12 protein-coding genes and 1 pseudogene are annotated in these 14,762 nt (G+C 37.2%); 6 read left to right on the top strand and 7 right to left on the bottom strand.

Going from position 1 to position 14,762, the window contains the following annotated elements; translation table 11 throughout:
- The first annotated feature begins 233 nt into the window (after window positions 1–233).
- The 3 genes from FG382_RS12505 to hmpA all read left to right on the top strand — a co-directional run bounded on the left by FG382_RS12505 (window position 234) and on the right by hmpA (window position 3,013).
- Complete coding sequence (locus FG382_RS12505; protein WP_142539223.1) at window positions 234–1,262, top strand: PTS sugar transporter subunit IIC; 1,029 nt, start codon at window positions 234–236, stop codon at window positions 1,260–1,262.
- Between the two features lie 159 nt (window positions 1,263–1,421).
- Window positions 1,422–1,571, top strand: a complete 150-nt coding sequence (locus tag FG382_RS22655; protein ID WP_170206507.1) for a hypothetical protein — start codon at window positions 1,422–1,424, stop codon at window positions 1,569–1,571.
- A 218-nt stretch (window positions 1,572–1,789) separates the two neighbouring features.
- Complete coding sequence (hmpA, locus tag FG382_RS12500) at window positions 1,790–3,013, top strand: NO-inducible flavohemoprotein (protein ID WP_142539222.1); 1,224 nt, start codon at window positions 1,790–1,792, stop codon at window positions 3,011–3,013.
- 197 nt (window positions 3,014–3,210) lie between these two features.
- Here hmpA and FG382_RS12495 read toward each other — a convergent pair whose 3' ends face one another.
- Both FG382_RS12495 and FG382_RS12490 read right to left on the bottom strand, forming a co-directional pair.
- The gene (locus tag FG382_RS12495; protein WP_142539221.1) at window positions 3,211–3,855 is read right to left on the bottom strand and encodes an FMN-dependent NADH-azoreductase; all 645 of its coding nucleotides are present in this window, start codon (window positions 3,853–3,855) and stop codon (window positions 3,211–3,213) included.
- Window positions 3,856–3,994: 139 nt separating this feature from the next.
- Window positions 3,995–4,792, bottom strand: a complete 798-nt coding sequence (locus FG382_RS12490) for an alpha/beta hydrolase family protein (RefSeq protein WP_142539220.1) — start codon at window positions 4,790–4,792, stop codon at window positions 3,995–3,997.
- Window positions 4,793–5,097: 305 nt separating this feature from the next.
- Here FG382_RS12490 and FG382_RS12485 point away from each other — a divergent pair, with 305 nt between their 5' ends.
- Complete coding sequence (locus tag FG382_RS12485; protein WP_142539219.1) at window positions 5,098–5,880, top strand: ABC transporter substrate-binding protein; 783 nt, start codon at window positions 5,098–5,100, stop codon at window positions 5,878–5,880.
- Between the two features lie 25 nt (window positions 5,881–5,905).
- On the opposite strand, the gene FG382_RS12480 is transcribed toward FG382_RS12485, so the two are convergent.
- From FG382_RS12480 to FG382_RS12465, 4 genes are all read right to left on the bottom strand, one after another.
- On the bottom strand, window positions 5,906–6,181 hold the full coding sequence (locus FG382_RS12480) for a YqhV family protein (protein WP_142539218.1): 276 nt from the start codon (window positions 6,179–6,181) through the stop codon (window positions 5,906–5,908).
- A gap of 215 nt (window positions 6,182–6,396) precedes the next feature.
- Window positions 6,397–7,575: an MFS transporter gene (locus FG382_RS12475; RefSeq protein ID WP_142539217.1), complete on the bottom strand. Its 1,179-nt coding sequence runs from the start codon at window positions 7,573–7,575 to the stop codon at window positions 6,397–6,399.
- Between the two features lie 19 nt (window positions 7,576–7,594).
- The gene (locus FG382_RS12470; RefSeq protein ID WP_142539216.1) at window positions 7,595–8,008 is read right to left on the bottom strand and encodes a MarR family winged helix-turn-helix transcriptional regulator; all 414 of its coding nucleotides are present in this window, start codon (window positions 8,006–8,008) and stop codon (window positions 7,595–7,597) included.
- Window positions 8,009–8,270: 262 nt separating this feature from the next.
- Window positions 8,271–11,360, bottom strand: coding sequence for an efflux RND transporter permease subunit (locus FG382_RS12465; RefSeq protein WP_142539215.1), 3,090 nt, complete (start codon window positions 11,358–11,360; stop codon window positions 8,271–8,273).
- Between the two features lie 100 nt (window positions 11,361–11,460).
- On the opposite strand from FG382_RS12465, the gene FG382_RS12460 reads away from it, so the two are divergent.
- Entirely contained in the window at window positions 11,461–12,294 is an 834-nt protein-coding gene (locus FG382_RS12460) for a TetR/AcrR family transcriptional regulator (protein ID WP_142539214.1), read from the top strand.
- A 47-nt stretch (window positions 12,295–12,341) separates the two neighbouring features.
- On the opposite strand, the gene FG382_RS12455 is transcribed toward FG382_RS12460, so the two are convergent.
- Complete coding sequence (locus FG382_RS12455) at window positions 12,342–13,952, bottom strand: thiamine pyrophosphate-binding protein (protein ID WP_229677406.1); 1,611 nt, start codon at window positions 13,950–13,952, stop codon at window positions 12,342–12,344.
- Window positions 13,953–14,601: 649 nt separating this feature from the next.
- Between FG382_RS12455 and FG382_RS23235 the strand changes: the two are divergent.
- A pseudogene (locus FG382_RS23235) lies at window positions 14,602–14,700 on the top strand (DUF4351 domain-containing protein); the annotation flags it as partial.
- Window positions 14,701–14,762 lie beyond the last annotated feature (62 nt).

Below are 14,762 nucleotides of genomic sequence, written 5' to 3'. Positions count from 1 at the left end.
CCGAAGATTTCATAAAAACTTCGGCTCTTTTTTACTCACTATTTCTTATTTTAGAATAGTATTGACTACTCTAAATAATTATATTAATATTATAACAATTTAGTAGAAGAAAATTATACAAAGAGTGTAATGATTATTAGGCATTAAAAGTATCTGCTCGTCCTATTGGAGGGCTTTTTATTTTTTTAATTTTTGCAATATATTTAATGCAGTATATTTGGAGGTATTTAGAAATGAAACAAACGACGAAACAATATATCATTGAACGAATGTATAAAGCGTCGCAAGGACTTGCAAATGCGGTACTTGTCACACTAGGTATCGGGCTACTTATAGAAACTTTTGGTACGTTCACAGGATGGGAAGGCTTTACTACAATCGGAAAGGCTACGCAGCTAATGCTAGCACCAGCAATAGGTGCTGGTATCGCCTATCAACTTGGTGGGAATACATTAGTTATTTTCAGTGCGATGGCCTCCAGTACTATCGGTGCAAATGCACTTCATATGAATGCAGATGGTGCTTGGATTCTTACTACAGGACAACCGATCAGTGCTGTGTTAGCTACCGTTTTTGCAGTGTGGGTTGGAAAACGCATTGCCGGTAAGACAAAATTAGATATGCTAGCAATTCCATTTGCCGCTATATTAGTAGGAGGAGTCGCAGGGGTTGGTTTAGCAGCGATTACTACTCCACTTTTAGAGCAGTTAAGTAGTTTCATCGCTAACTCTGTTTCAGGATCGCCGCTTATGGGATCAATAGTTATCGGACTTGTTTGGAGTATTTTTCTTATGTCTCCAGCCTCTTCTGCAGCTATTGCAATTGCTCTGCAACTTGATCCAGTTTCCAGTGCGGCCGCTTTAATTGGATGTACAGCTCAATTTGCCGGATGGACGGCGATGTCATTCAAACAAAATGATTTAGGTGCAAATATTGCCCAATCATTTTTAACACCGAAAGTACAAGTTCCAAATATCGTTAAAAATCCGCTTCTTGTCATAGGACCATTTCTATCTTCTGTTATTTGTGCACCCATTGCGATATTAATGTTCCATTTTGAAGTTCCTTATACATTAGCAGGCCTTGGCCTTAATTCTTTTATCGCACCTTTAAATATTCTTGCGAACCAGGGTGTAATTGTTCTATTAATGTATATTATATTAGGTGTCATTTTACCAGCAATCATTTCTCTCACTGTTTATCATTTGCTTAAAGCTAGAGGTTTGGCTAAAACAGGTGATCTTCGTATGGAAATTCAATAGTCGAACAAGTACATAGATAAAAGCCAGGGATTTTTTATGAATTTCTGGCTTTTTAATGTTCTATCTCACTCCTAAACATACTGGTTACTTCTTCAAGTTTACTTTCTAAGACACCGGGTAAATAGATTGCAAGAGTAAATAGACTAGGAGTGATTAATAATGGACGAAGAGAAACGCGTTGAAGTACGTAGAGAAGAAAAGTCAGATTCGGGTTTGGTAGGCGCAACATTTATTAAATACGCTGCCTATCTAATTATCTTTTTCGGTATTCTCTGGTTTTTAATCTCATATGTTTTTCCAAAGTTTTAACAAATTTAAAAATCTCACATTTAACCTCTCGGGCGAAATGTGGGATTTTATATATTTATACTTATTTTATTTAGCGTTAACTGTTTCTGCAGATAATAATTTGGCGATTGTATCATAAATGTAATCTACAAAAGTTTGTCATTTTACTGGAATTGTTCAGCTCATAATGGGAAGGCTATTTTTGTGATGTTGTATATAGTTTGAGGAGGTAATCTTACTTGTTAGATGCTAAAACGATAGAAATTGTTCAATCAACTGCCCCTGTTCTAAAAGAACATAGTAATGCAATTGGAAAGAAGTTTTATGAATTATTATTTTCCAAAGCTCCAGATTTGTACAATCTATTCAACCAAACCAATCAAAAAAGAGGAATTCAACAAGAAGCGCTAGGCTTTGCGGTTTATGCAGCAGGTGAACATATTACTAATTTAGAAGCCATAAAACCTGTTATTCAAAGAGTGACGGAGAAGCACCGGGCTATTGGAGTTGTACCGGAGCAATATCCAGTTGTAGGAGAAACATTACTGGAAGCCGTAAAAGCTGTACTCGGTGATGCTGCGACTGATGAAATTATAGGTGCTTGGGGGAAAGCATATGGTTATATTGCGGATGCCTTCATCGATATCGAAAAGAATTTATATGAGGAAGTAGAACATCAGCCTGGAGGATGGGAAGGATTCCGTAACTTTGTGATAGATCGGAAGGAAAAAGAAAGCGACACCGTGTATTCTTACTATTTAAAACCACAAGATGGAAAATCGATTCCTACTTACAAAGCGGGACAATATTTAACTTTGAATGCGGAAATACCGGGCGAGAAATATAACCATATTCGACATTATAGTCTCTCAGATTCCCCAGGGAAGGATTACTACCGCATTAGTGTTAAACGGGAGGATGCCCATCATAATGCGCCAGCTGGAATCGTCTCTAACTTCTTGGCCAATCAAAAAAACGTCGGGGATAAGCTTGAATTTTCCGCCCCTGCAGGAGACTTTTTTCTCGATGAGGAAGAGACTCCGGTTGTCCTAATTAGTGGGGGAATTGGTATTACACCTTTAGTAAGTATGCTAAATTCTATCATTGAAAAGCACCCGCAAAGAGAAGTCACTTTCATACATGCTACAGAAAATAATTCGACACATGCCTTTAGAGAACATGTGAAACAATTAGCAAAGCAGCATTCCCAAGTGAAATCACTCGTTCTTTACAATACGCCAACGAAAGAGGAACTTGACGCCGCTGACTTCGACAAACAAGGATTTGTTGATCTAGACTTCTTGCAAACGAATGTTTCATCGAAAGATGCGCATTTCTATTTTTGTGGACCTATCCCCTTCTTAGAAGCAATTAATAGGGCATTGCATGAATGGGGTGTAGCAGAGAATCATATTCAATTTGAAGTATTTAATCCTATTGCCATTCTGGGCGGTCAAAAATAAAGTTAGTTGAGATTTCCCTTTTTGTTTTTTCAAAACGAAAAGCGATTTTCTATTTATATATCTTTAACGTACCCCACAAAATCTCTTTTACAACTAAATGAAAGAAAGTTACAACTAACACTCTCTGTTTTCCAACTAAAATAGAATGCCAATAAAAAATCCCACATTCTGCTCAAATGTGGGATTTTTTCACTATATTAAGCGTTAACAGTTTCTGAAGATAATGATTTTGCAACAGACGTTACTCTTTCAAGACCTTCTGCAATAATTTGTTCTGCTTTATCTGGCATTGCATTATGACCTTCGATAATTACTTCTTCTACTGACATACCGAATACGCCGCCAAATACATTACGCATATAAGTAGCTGCCATTTCCATTGGTGCTGATTCAGGTGTAGAGTATATTCCTCCACGTGCACTTAATAGAATTGCTTTTTTCTCTGGCATTAAGCTGATTAATTGGCCTTCTGGACTATATTTAAACGCATATCCTGCTTGATATGTGTAATCTACAAATGTTTGTAATTTTGCTGGAATTGTTAAGTTCCATAATGGGAATGCAAAAACAACTACGTCTGCTGCAGATAATGCATCCATTGCCTTTTGTTTAGCAGCCAATAAACGTTGCTCTAAATCTGTTAACTCTTCCCCATTTTGTGTTTTTCCGAATGCATTGAAAAGATCTTGACCAAAGTATGGCATGTCTTCTGCAAACACATCAAAAGTTGTTACATTCAAATCTTTTGAATCTTTTACTGTTTCCATAAAAGTTTCATACATTTTGCTTGATATAGCTTCCGTTGCTGGACGGTTATTTGCTTTTACTACTAAAATATTCATTGATTTCTTTCCTCCAAAGCTGTTTCTATTTACGGTTACCTTTAGTAACTAACATAACATTTTTTATTCTAGCACATGAATCAATAAGAAATCTATATTAATGCTCAACAAAGGAATCGCTAATAAAGGCGAAAGCCATTTATAATGCTATTTTATTCGATTGTTCCTTGTTCTTTTCTAGCCATACAAGCGTTTCTTCAAACAATTTCTCTTCAAAAGAATAGCTAGCAAATGTATGATTTGCTTCTTTAATATAATGAACATCCGCTGAAACGCCTTGTTTCAATGAAGCCGAATAGCGCATTGCATTCTCCTTTGGAACATCCTCATCTTGCTCTGCATGTATGATTAATAGTTGCTCATCGTATGAACGTATTGCTTCTAGCGGATGATGGTTTTTTAAGTCCTCCAAAAAACGATGACTCACATAAAAACCACCATAATCAAAAACACCTAAACCTTTAGCTGTCTGTAACGCTGCCTCTCCCACAATAGCTGCAATATCATCATATGGTTTTGCAACTGGTGACCACAGGATCAGCTTTCCGATACGCTTATCAACAGCTGCTGTTAAAGAAGCAACTGCACCTCCTAGACTATGACCGATCAAAATAATATTCCTCTTATCGACCTCCACTCGTTGTGAAACATAGTCAAGAATGGCTTGTACCTCTTTTAACTGTTTAGTAACCGTAACATCCGCATAATCTCCATCACTTTCTCCACAACCACTAAAGTCAAAACGAAAAACAGCATAGCCCTTTTCGGAAAAGTTACGCGCAGCTTTCACAAATAGACGATGTTCCCCTACCTTGCTCCCCACAAAACCGTGTAATAGAACAATAAGTGGAACTTTTTTGTGTTGAATTCCCTCAGGAAGATGAAGTACTCCTGAAAGGTGTAAGTTATCGTAAAGAATAGAAATCGACTCGGTCATATTATCCTGCTCCCTTTCCTAAAACAATACTATTCTTACCTATTTAGTAGGTATTATAAATAAATATTCTCATTAGGTCAATTAAAAATGTAATCTCATTATTTTGCCTGAAATGTATAGAGTTCCTTGATGTTTCCCTATACAATTGAAATTAGTAAACTGAATTTTCCCTTAACGATGATTTATCCCGCATTAACGGGCAGTAAGACTTCCACTTCAAGATTTAAGAATAGCTAAAAGATAAGTGGGAGATCAACTGCCCATAAAAGCCCGATTGTTAGTTTCTCTTTATAAGGAGGTATTCGATGACACGAATTTTTAATGATCATACTGGACGACAAGTAAATATTCCTGCAACACCAAAACGTATCATCTCTATTTGTCCAGCAATAACTGAAACACTTTTCACACTTGGTCTACAGGATGAAATTGTAGGACGCACAAAATATTGCATATTCCCCGAGGATATTGTTGAAAGTGTAGAAAAGATTGGGGGTACTAAAGAAGTCAAAGAGGATAAGATTCGGGCACTACAGCCAGATCTCATCCTAGCTGAAAAAGAAGAAAATACCGCAGAAATAGTACAAGTGCTTGAAAAAATTGCTCCTGTATATGTCTTAGAAGTGCAGTCAATTCAAGATTCTTATCGATTTATTAAGACACTCGGCACACTAACAAATAAAGAGTCCGAAGCAAATTTGCTCGTTGACTCTTGTAAAACTGTATTCCCTTCTTCTCGCATGCAAGTGAAAAACGCTGCTTACGTAATATGGCGAAAACCATATATGGTTGTTGGAGGAACTACTTATATTAATGATGTTCTACATACGCTTGGTTTTCATAATCCATTTGCAAATGAGGGTTCAAGGTATCCCGCTGTAACACCAGAGGATTTATCGGCTGCAAATCTTGATGTCCTTCTACTCGCTTCTGAGCCATTTCCATACCAAGAAAAACATATAGCAGAATTTCGAGCTTTTCTGCCAAACACTAAAATCATTTTAATAGAAGGTGAGATGTTTTGGTATGGAGCTAGAATGGAAGTTGCCGGCGCCTATTTAGAAAAGTTAGCATCAAGAATAGATTGAGTAGCATTTCAGTTATATTTAATCCTTATTCTGACCTTAAACTAAATAGAATAAGGATGATTCCACCAAACAAGCAAATCATTCTCACCAATGAAATTTTTTCAGCTAGTCCAAATAGTGCGATTCCTGTAGTAATGATCAATATGCATGGACCTACTAAAGCTAGTAAAGTATTAATATAAAAGGCTTTTTCCAAATCATTAAATTTTAGCATCAACATGGCAGCTGCTATATCGATACTTCCCGAAAAAATTCTCAATATAATGATTAAAAGAAGTGCTTTTTCAATCAGTACCAACAACCCTCTTCCCTATAAATTCCCTTAATATCTCCTCTAGATTGTATGCATGCTTATCCACTTTTATAAGTAGTGGATTTCAACAAGTAGATAATTAAGAGCTTACTGAAAAGGGTTATTATGTTTGATGCAGAGGATATTGAAGGAATACCAAAGAATTTTAACAAATATAAAAAATCCTGTGTATTATTTTCACACAGGATTTTTTTATCATAATTTTAAGATTGAAGAATTTCCTTATCTCTTTTACCATGCAACGCATAATAAACGAAGATTCCTATCACGATGAGCGCTACCAAGGATAGATATAACCCTCTATAACCGATTACAGGAACTAAATAACCTAATAAGAAAGGTCCTAATCCGAGACCCAAGTCAAGGAAGATAAAATAGGTGGAATTTGCCAAGCCCATACGATGAGGCGGTGTCACTTTAATAGCTAGTGCTTGTGTAGTAGATTGGAAATTACCGTAACCTAATCCGATAAATGCAGCTGCTAATAAGAAAATGAAACTGCTATGCGCTTGGCTAAGTAATAGCATTCCGATTGCAAATAACACTAATGCTGGATAAGCGACACTATTCCCGCCTCTACTGTCCAACATTTTCCCCGTAAACGGACGAGAAATTAATATAATAACTGCATAAACGAGGAAGTAAAAGCTCCCTGCCTTCACTAGATCAATGTCTGCCGCATAGGTTGTAATAAAAGATAGTATACCTGAATAAGCCAAAGCCATTACCAACATAGCAATGGATACTGGCATTGCTTTGGATTCGAAAAAGCTTGAAAACTTAAAACCTGTGCTTTCAGAATTTGCTACATACTTAATTTGTGGAGCCCTAACAGGAAGTGCAAGGAGTAAACTAAAAATCCCCATCACTAACGAAAATATAAAAATACTCGTATAACCAAAAGAAGCTATTAACGCAAGTCCAATCAGTGGCCCAATAGCTGTAGATAAAACTGCACTTAAACTAAAATAGCTGATTCCCTCCCCACTTCTACTGGGCGGGATAACTTGTGACACAATTGTACCAGTTGCGGTAGTAGCAAGGCCCACGCCAATACCATGCAACAGGCGAATAAGTATTAATACATAAAGATTAGTCGGGACAAAGTAAAATACCGTTACAATACTGAATATAATAATCCCGGTTATAAGCATTTTCTTACTACCAACTTTTGCAATCTGTTTACCACCAAATAATCGGCCTATTAATGAACCAATGATAAAAATACTGGCAACTAAACCTGCTGTACTTGCCGACGCATTATATGTTTCCGTTGTATATGTCGCCATCGTTACTAATAGCAAGTACATCGATAGCATTAAGACAAAATTGACTACCGTTATAGAAATGAAATCCTTCGTCCATAATCTTTCCTTTTGCATTTATCTTTCCCCTTCTTATTTATAATTTGCTAGAAATCTTTTTTAAAACTTTGGCTACGACCAGTCTCTCTTCTTCAGATATACCTTCTGATAAGTCCTTTTGAAAATGGTCAATTTTTTCGCGCATTTGACCATATACTTTCGTTCCTTCTTCCGACAACTGAACAATTTTGACTCTTTTATCATTTCCAGCATGAATTTCTACGTATCCGAGATCTATTAGTTTTTGAACCAGTTTTGTCGTCGTTGGCTTCTCTACGTTTTGATAAAGCGATATGTCGCCAATTGTTTTTGCCCCTTCTCGAAAAATCAATAACATAATAGACCATTGGGCAGTCGTTAGATTATATGACGCCAGTAATGCATTCAACTTGTTTATATATGGTCGATACATTGCTATATACTCATTAAAAAGCTGTTTGTATGATTCCATAAGATCACCTTCTTTATTAGTTAGTTAGGGAAACTAATTATTATTATACAATATATAAGTTAAATTTGTCTACCCCATACAGAAGGTGAACAAGCTTTTACTCCTTTCGATAAAATTATTTCCCACGGAATAATTTACTCCTTAATATGACAAAAAGTTAATTAATTCGCGAGTGTATAAGCACCATAAAGTGACCCATTCTTGTTTTTAAAGAATACAAAAAGCCCGACAAGATAATCGTTCATCTTGTCAGGCCAATATATTAGTTTTCTTCTATTTCTTTACGGTTTTTCTTAAATAATTTGGATAGCATCTCATACACAATCGGTACAACGATTAATGTTAATAAAGTAGAACTTACTAATCCACCAATTACAGTAATACCTAACCCTTTCGAGATGAGACCGCCGCCTCCGCCACCAGATCCAAGTGCTAACGGGATTAATGCACCGATTGTTGCAATTGCCGTCATTAAGATTGGACGTAGACGAGTGCCACCTGCTTCTAAAATCGCTTCACGCATTGTCATTCCATCACGTTCCATATGCACAATACGGTCCACTAGAACAATCGCATTCGTTACAACGATACCGATCAACATTAATAGACCCATCATAACAGATACAGAAATAGTTTCGCCTGCGATTAATAAACCTACAAATGAACCAATTACCGCAAATGGTAACGAGAATAGAATCGCAAACGGTGCGACACCTTCACGGAATGTCACAACAAGGATAAAGTAAACAATAGCAATTGCCGCAAGCATTGCAACAATTAATTGTGTAAATGTCTCCTCCATATCAGCAGCTGCTCCTGCAGTGCCAATTGTAACCCCTTTAGGTAAATCTAATTTATCAATTGCCTTATCAACCTCTGATGTAGCTTTAGAGATGTCCGCTCCTAGAATCGTACCTGAAACTGTTGCGTAATACTCCCCTTTACTACGTGCAAGTGTATTTAAGGTTGTGCCTTCCTGGACAGTTACAAGCTCGGAAAGTTTCATCGTTGTACCAACTGCAGTCGGTACTTCCGTTGCTAAAATATCATCGACAGATTTAGGTTGTGCAGCTTGTTCTTGCTGAACAATTACTTGTAATGTATCTCCGTCTTTTTCAACAGTCGTTAAAACATCCTGTGTTTTGTTTGGGTTTAACATCATGACAATTTGCCCCGTCGTTAAGCCATATTGCAAAAGTTCATCTTGCTCTACATTGAATGTATACTCTACATATGCATCCTCTGCACTTGATGAAACATCTTCTAAGCCGTCGTTTTCTTTCATAACTCCTTCAACCATTTCTACCGCTTCATTTAGTTTATCTAAATCTTCACTGTAGAATGTATAGCTAAGTTCGTTTGTAGACATCGACATAGACGTGAAGTTTTGGCTCTTCCATTCGCCAGTTTGACCAATGTTAAACACATAATCTTCAATTTCTGAACGAACTTCTGGGAAGTCTTTCATATCAGGGTCAAAGATTAAGTACATTAATGCACCGCCTGCTCCTCCACCCATCATCGCTGTCATCTCATCTGCACTTTCTGTTACAGATACTTGAACGATATCAATATCTTCGCGTTTCAGCAGTTCTTCCTCTACTACACTAACATTTTCTAATGTATCTTCTTTCAACTCGCCTGCTTCTGGTGTATATGTTAAATACATTACTTTTTCTTCTTCACTGCCCATGAAACTAAATCCGATTAATGGTGTTAGTGCAACACTTCCAGCTAATAGAACAATGGCAATGAGTGAAGTAATAACTTTGTGATTTAAGCTCCAGTTAAGAATACCTTTGTAGCCATTCGCCATTTTACCTGCTTCTTTATGGCTGCTTTCTGTTTTTTCTCCATATAACTTTTTCTTAAATAAGAAATGAGATAACGCAGGAACGATCGTAATCGCAACAACTAATGATGCCGCAAGCGCGAACGTCATCGTTAACGCGAAAGGCATGAACAACTCACCTACCATACCACCAACAAAAATAAGTGGTGCGAAAACCGCCACTGTTACTAATGTAGAGGACATGATTGGTTTGAACATTTCAATCGTTGCTTCTCGTACAAGCGCACGACCCGTTAACTTCTCTGACTTCAAATGCAGACGACGATAAATATTCTCTACTACTACGATAGAGTCATCGATTACACGTCCAATTGCAACTGTAATTGCACCTAATGTCATCATATTTAATGTAATATCCATCCAGTTTAATAGCAGTAATGCCATGAAAATAGAAACTGGAATCGAAACAATCGAAATGATAGTAGATTTGAAATCACGTAGGAATAAAAGAATGATCAATACTGCGATTAATCCACCAAATAATGCTTTTTCAATCATCGTTTTAATCGAAGCTTCAATTGGCGCACCCTGGTCTAGTGATATATCAATGATGATTCCATCGATAGCCGCCTTTTCTTCTTTAACTAAATCCTTCACAGCGTTTACAACATCTACTGTATTAGCTTGTTGTCCTTTGACTATTTGAATAGCAATCGCATTTTCACCATTTGTACGTGAAACAGATTGTACTTTACCTACTACTTCAATCGTCGCAATGTCACTAAGTTTTACGAATGGAGATGGATTTTCAGCTGTTGGCGTAACAGGGATAAGCATTTCTTTCAGCTCATCAGCTGTCATAAACTTACCATCTACAGCGACTGCTTGTTCACCTTCTTCAAACTCATATAAACCTAGTGAAACAGCTAGATCGCTCGCTTGAATCATTTGTTTTACATCATCTTCTGTTATTGCGAGGTCAGCCGTTTTTTCTTTATCATAAGTAAGTTGGACTTCCTCGATATGCTGACCTGTAATCGTAGCAGATGCTACCCCGTCAATTTTTTCGATTTTCGGAAGTAATAGTTCTTCTACTGTGGATGTCAATTCTACGATATCCTCTGTCGAACTACTTACACTTAATGCAACAACCGGCATCATGTTCATGCTGATAGCAGTAATTGTTGGTGCTTGTGCCCCTTCTGGTAAATCCAATGTATCTAATGCAGATTGCAAAGCACGCTTCGCTTCATCCATATCTATCCCATACTCGTACTCTACTTGAACATTTGCCATATTCGAGTATGAATTAGAATAAACAGATTTTACATCTTCTAAATTCTCCACCGCTTTTTCGAGCGGCATCGATATATCTTCCATTACTTGCTCAGGAGTTGCTCCTGGATATACTCCCATAACCATTAAGTATGGAATCGAAATATCTGGAATCGTCTCCGTTTTCATTTGTGTACCCGAATAAATACCGGATACTGTAATAATAATCGTAAGTAACCAAACTGCTAACTTATTTTTTAATACAAAGTTAACTAAACCTTTCACCTTTACACCTACCCTAAATTGACTTATCTTGCTCCGTTAATTATAATAATGACTAATCGGTCAATTGTCAACGAAATCACCTAGGAGCGATACATAAAATATGAGTAAAAAACAATTAATAATGGAAAAAGCATTAGAGCTTTTTGCGAAACAGGGTTTTGAAGCAACTTCCGTTCAACAAATAACTGATCATTGCGGTATTTCAAAAGGGGCATTTTACTTGTCCTTCAAGTCAAAAGATGAACTGATCTTTTCATTAATCGACTATTTTATGACACAACTTATTTCAGATATTGACTACAAGGTCAAAAATACTCAAAATAATGAACTTTTGTTCACATATTTCTATACTACTTTTCAAACCTTTTCTCAACATTCGGACTTCGCTAAAGTTCTTATGAAAGAACAAGCCCAAACATTTCATAATCAAGAACTAATTGAAAAGATGTATATGTACGATAGATTAGTGGATAAAGCTACTTTATCTATGGTTGAGCGTTTATATGGAGAAGAAATAATCAACACAAAATATGATTTAGTTTATTGTATTAAAGGACTAATGAGCAATTATTCAAAGCTTATGTTATTTTCTAATGTTCCTCTTGATTTGAAATTGCTATCTGAATCACTTGTCGAAAAAATAAACTTACTTGCCGAGCATGCTACTATTGCATTCATATCAGAAGATTTTATTCGATCGATGGAACAACCCGCTCTGAAAGAAGTAACAAACGAACAGTTATTAGAGATGCTTACACTAAAAATTGAGGAGATGGAGGAGTCCATCGAAAAAGAATCATTGATCCTACTAAAACAACATTTACTTGATCCCTCATTAAATCTTGCAATCGTAAAAGGATTAATCGAAAATATTCGCAATCATCCTCATTGCAAATGGATTTCTTATTTACTTCTTAGTTACTTTAATTTTTAAATAGTGAAAGGCAGAATGCATTTGCATTCTGCCTTTTTGTAAGTATATTACGCTTCAGTTTCTGGAAAAAACGCCTGCTCTGTATAAATATCAACTAAGACCGGACCAGTAGTATGGATAGCTTTTTCTAGAATAGATTCCAATTCACTATCCGTTTCAGCACGGAACCCTGTCCATCCACAAGCTTTAGCCACCTGAACAAAATCTGGGTTAGTCAATTGCGTTCCTAGTTCCCTATCTCCCGCCGCTTGGATTTTATCACTTTCCATCTGTAGTGCCCCATTATTAAAAACTAGGACTGTAATATCTAGATTATAGCGAGTTGCAGTTAATAAATCGGCTAGCGTCATCTGAAGTCCTCCATCTCCTACTATGGCTATGACTTGTTTTTCAGGGTGCACAAGCTTTGCCGTAATAGCCGCAGGAAGACCAAACCCCATCGAACGCCAATAACCAGAAAAGAGGACGGACTGCTGACTTTGGCGAAAGTTACGATTCATCCATACAGTAATATCTCCTGTATCCAATGTAATTACCGCATCTTCTGCGACCGTTCGTTCAATTGCTCGCACAATACGAGATGGATGAATAGGAGATCCAGTAATCTGACCTTCCTCTTCATTTTGGTCAGCCCATTTTGCTTTTGCTTCTTCCACTTGAGTCTTCCATGCAGAATTTTTTTGATAGCCTGCTAAGTCTTGAAGTAATAGTGGAACCACTTGCTCTGCTTTGCCATTGACCCCAAGCTCCGTGGGAACCCCTTTATGGGCGGTTGCGAAGTTGGTATCAATCTGAATAATACGAGCTTTTTCAGGCACGTATCCCTCCGGCCACCAAGTTACCCCTACAAGAAGGACAACATCGGCTTCTTTAAAAACCTCGGCTGCATGAGGATTTCCCCCTTCTCCAATTCCTTGAAGAAGACATGGGGTAGATTCTTCAAACAATCCTTTACCACCTAAACTAGTGAGGATACCCGCTCCCCAAGTTTCGGCTAGTTCTTCAATAGCAGGAGCTGCTTTTTTCGCTCCTGCTCCCGCAAGTATAATCGGCTTATTCGCTGTTTTCATTAATGTCGTTACTTCTGTTAAATCTTCCACTTGAAAAGAAGCTGTACCTTCAATTACCGTTGGCAGTGCACGAGCTTCCACAGCTGTCTTTACTTGAAACAAATCCTTCGGTATAGACAAATGTGTGACTGCTCGCTGCTGAAGCGATGTTTGAGCAGCTTTTTGAAGCAGGTCTACAATAGCATCTTCACTTGCGAGATTCGCTGAGTAAGTCACAAATGGTTTGAACAGTTCCTGTTGATCCACATATTGCTGAAAATCTGTACCGATTTTGTTGCGGGGTGCTTGACCAGTTATCACAAGGACAGGAGCCTTATCCGAATAGGCATCACCAAGACCGTTTAGCAAGTTGGTTGCTCCTGGTCCCATCGTAGCTGTACATACTGCAAGCTTTCCCGTCAACTTAGCTTCAGCGGAGGCCATGAACGCAGCGACAGATTCATGCTTTACCGGAATAAATTCAATCTTATCCTGCGTTGCCATCGCATCTAACAATCCAATAATGGCATCTCCAACGACACCATAAATACGCTTGACTCCTAATAATGACAGTTGATCTAGCGTTACTTCAGCAACCGTTTTATTCATAAACATTAACCTCTCCTTTTGTGCATTTACTTATCAAGTAATTTCCCTTAAATGATTGAGCTAAACATTACGCTACAGTTATAACTAAATTGGGGATATGTTGTGTATAAGTTAGATGAAACTTTGGACAACTGAGTGGATAACTAGTCAACAATCATGAATTGTGAATAAGTTGGGGAAGAGTTTGAAGAAAGGAAGAGAATAATGGAAACTCCTATGCCAATAAAATCATCTGTACAAAACTATTACATGAAAAGCGTAAGAAATATTTAATTTTCAAACCTATTTCTGTCGTTTTCGAAGGATATTGGACAAGCTTGATACTGTATCATTGCCGAGTAAATACGAAGAGAGGCTGGTCTTGACTAACGTCATGACCAACCTCTCTTTTTTCGGTAATCTTACGGTATCCGTCTGTCATTCATCCTCCTTCAACTATAAGAATAATGTTAAAATCTTTTTGGATAATGAAAGAAAAGAAGCTTCCTGATATATATAGAAAGCTCCCGAGATGCAATTTCGGGAGCTCTAGCGCTTTTCTATATGATAAAATCTATCTATTTACCTCTTGCTTACTCTCATAGTTTCGATGAAGTCGCCCAACATATTGTTGTAAAGTGCCTTTCCACGATATTGGCATGAATATACCCGATCTCACAATCCCGTAACAGCATTATTAGGAAAAATGGGTTACAACGAGAAAGAAAAAGTTCAAGTTAAAAAAAATTTTTTATCGATGCTAGTACGATAAAATTAAACCCTGCACAATCGGAAATTAAAAGTACTTTATAAAAGAAACTACAAAAGGCG

The organism is Psychrobacillus lasiicapitis (assembly GCF_006861795.1).
GTDB classification, from domain to species: Bacteria; Bacillota; Bacilli; order Bacillales_A; family Planococcaceae; genus Psychrobacillus; species Psychrobacillus lasiicapitis.
This window is presented reverse-complemented; position numbering and strand designations above follow the sequence as displayed.

Excerpts from the sequence above, each read along its gene's own strand:
- FG382_RS12505 (WP_142539223.1), top strand. The coding sequence starts at position 234 with ATGAAACAAACGACGAAACAATATATCATTGAACGAATGTATAAAGCG.
- FG382_RS22655 (WP_170206507.1), top strand. The coding sequence starts at position 1,422 with ATGGACGAAGAGAAACGCGTTGAAGTACGTAGAGAAGAAAAGTCAGAT.
- FG382_RS12495 (WP_142539221.1), bottom strand. The coding sequence starts at position 3,855 with ATGAATATTTTAGTAGTAAAAGCAAATAACCGTCCAGCAACGGAAGCT.
- FG382_RS12490 (WP_142539220.1), bottom strand. The coding sequence starts at position 4,792 with ATGACCGAGTCGATTTCTATTCTTTACGATAACTTACACCTTTCAGGA.
- FG382_RS12485 (WP_142539219.1), top strand. The coding sequence starts at position 5,098 with ATGACACGAATTTTTAATGATCATACTGGACGACAAGTAAATATTCCT.
- FG382_RS12475 (WP_142539217.1), bottom strand. The coding sequence starts at position 7,575 with ATGCAAAAGGAAAGATTATGGACGAAGGATTTCATTTCTATAACGGTA.
- FG382_RS12470 (WP_142539216.1), bottom strand. The coding sequence starts at position 8,008 with ATGGAATCATACAAACAGCTTTTTAATGAGTATATAGCAATGTATCGA.
- FG382_RS12460 (WP_142539214.1), top strand. The coding sequence starts at position 11,461 with ATGAGTAAAAAACAATTAATAATGGAAAAAGCATTAGAGCTTTTTGCG.
- FG382_RS12455 (WP_229677406.1), bottom strand. The coding sequence starts at position 13,952 with ATGAATAAAACGGTTGCTGAAGTAACGCTAGATCAACTGTCATTATTA.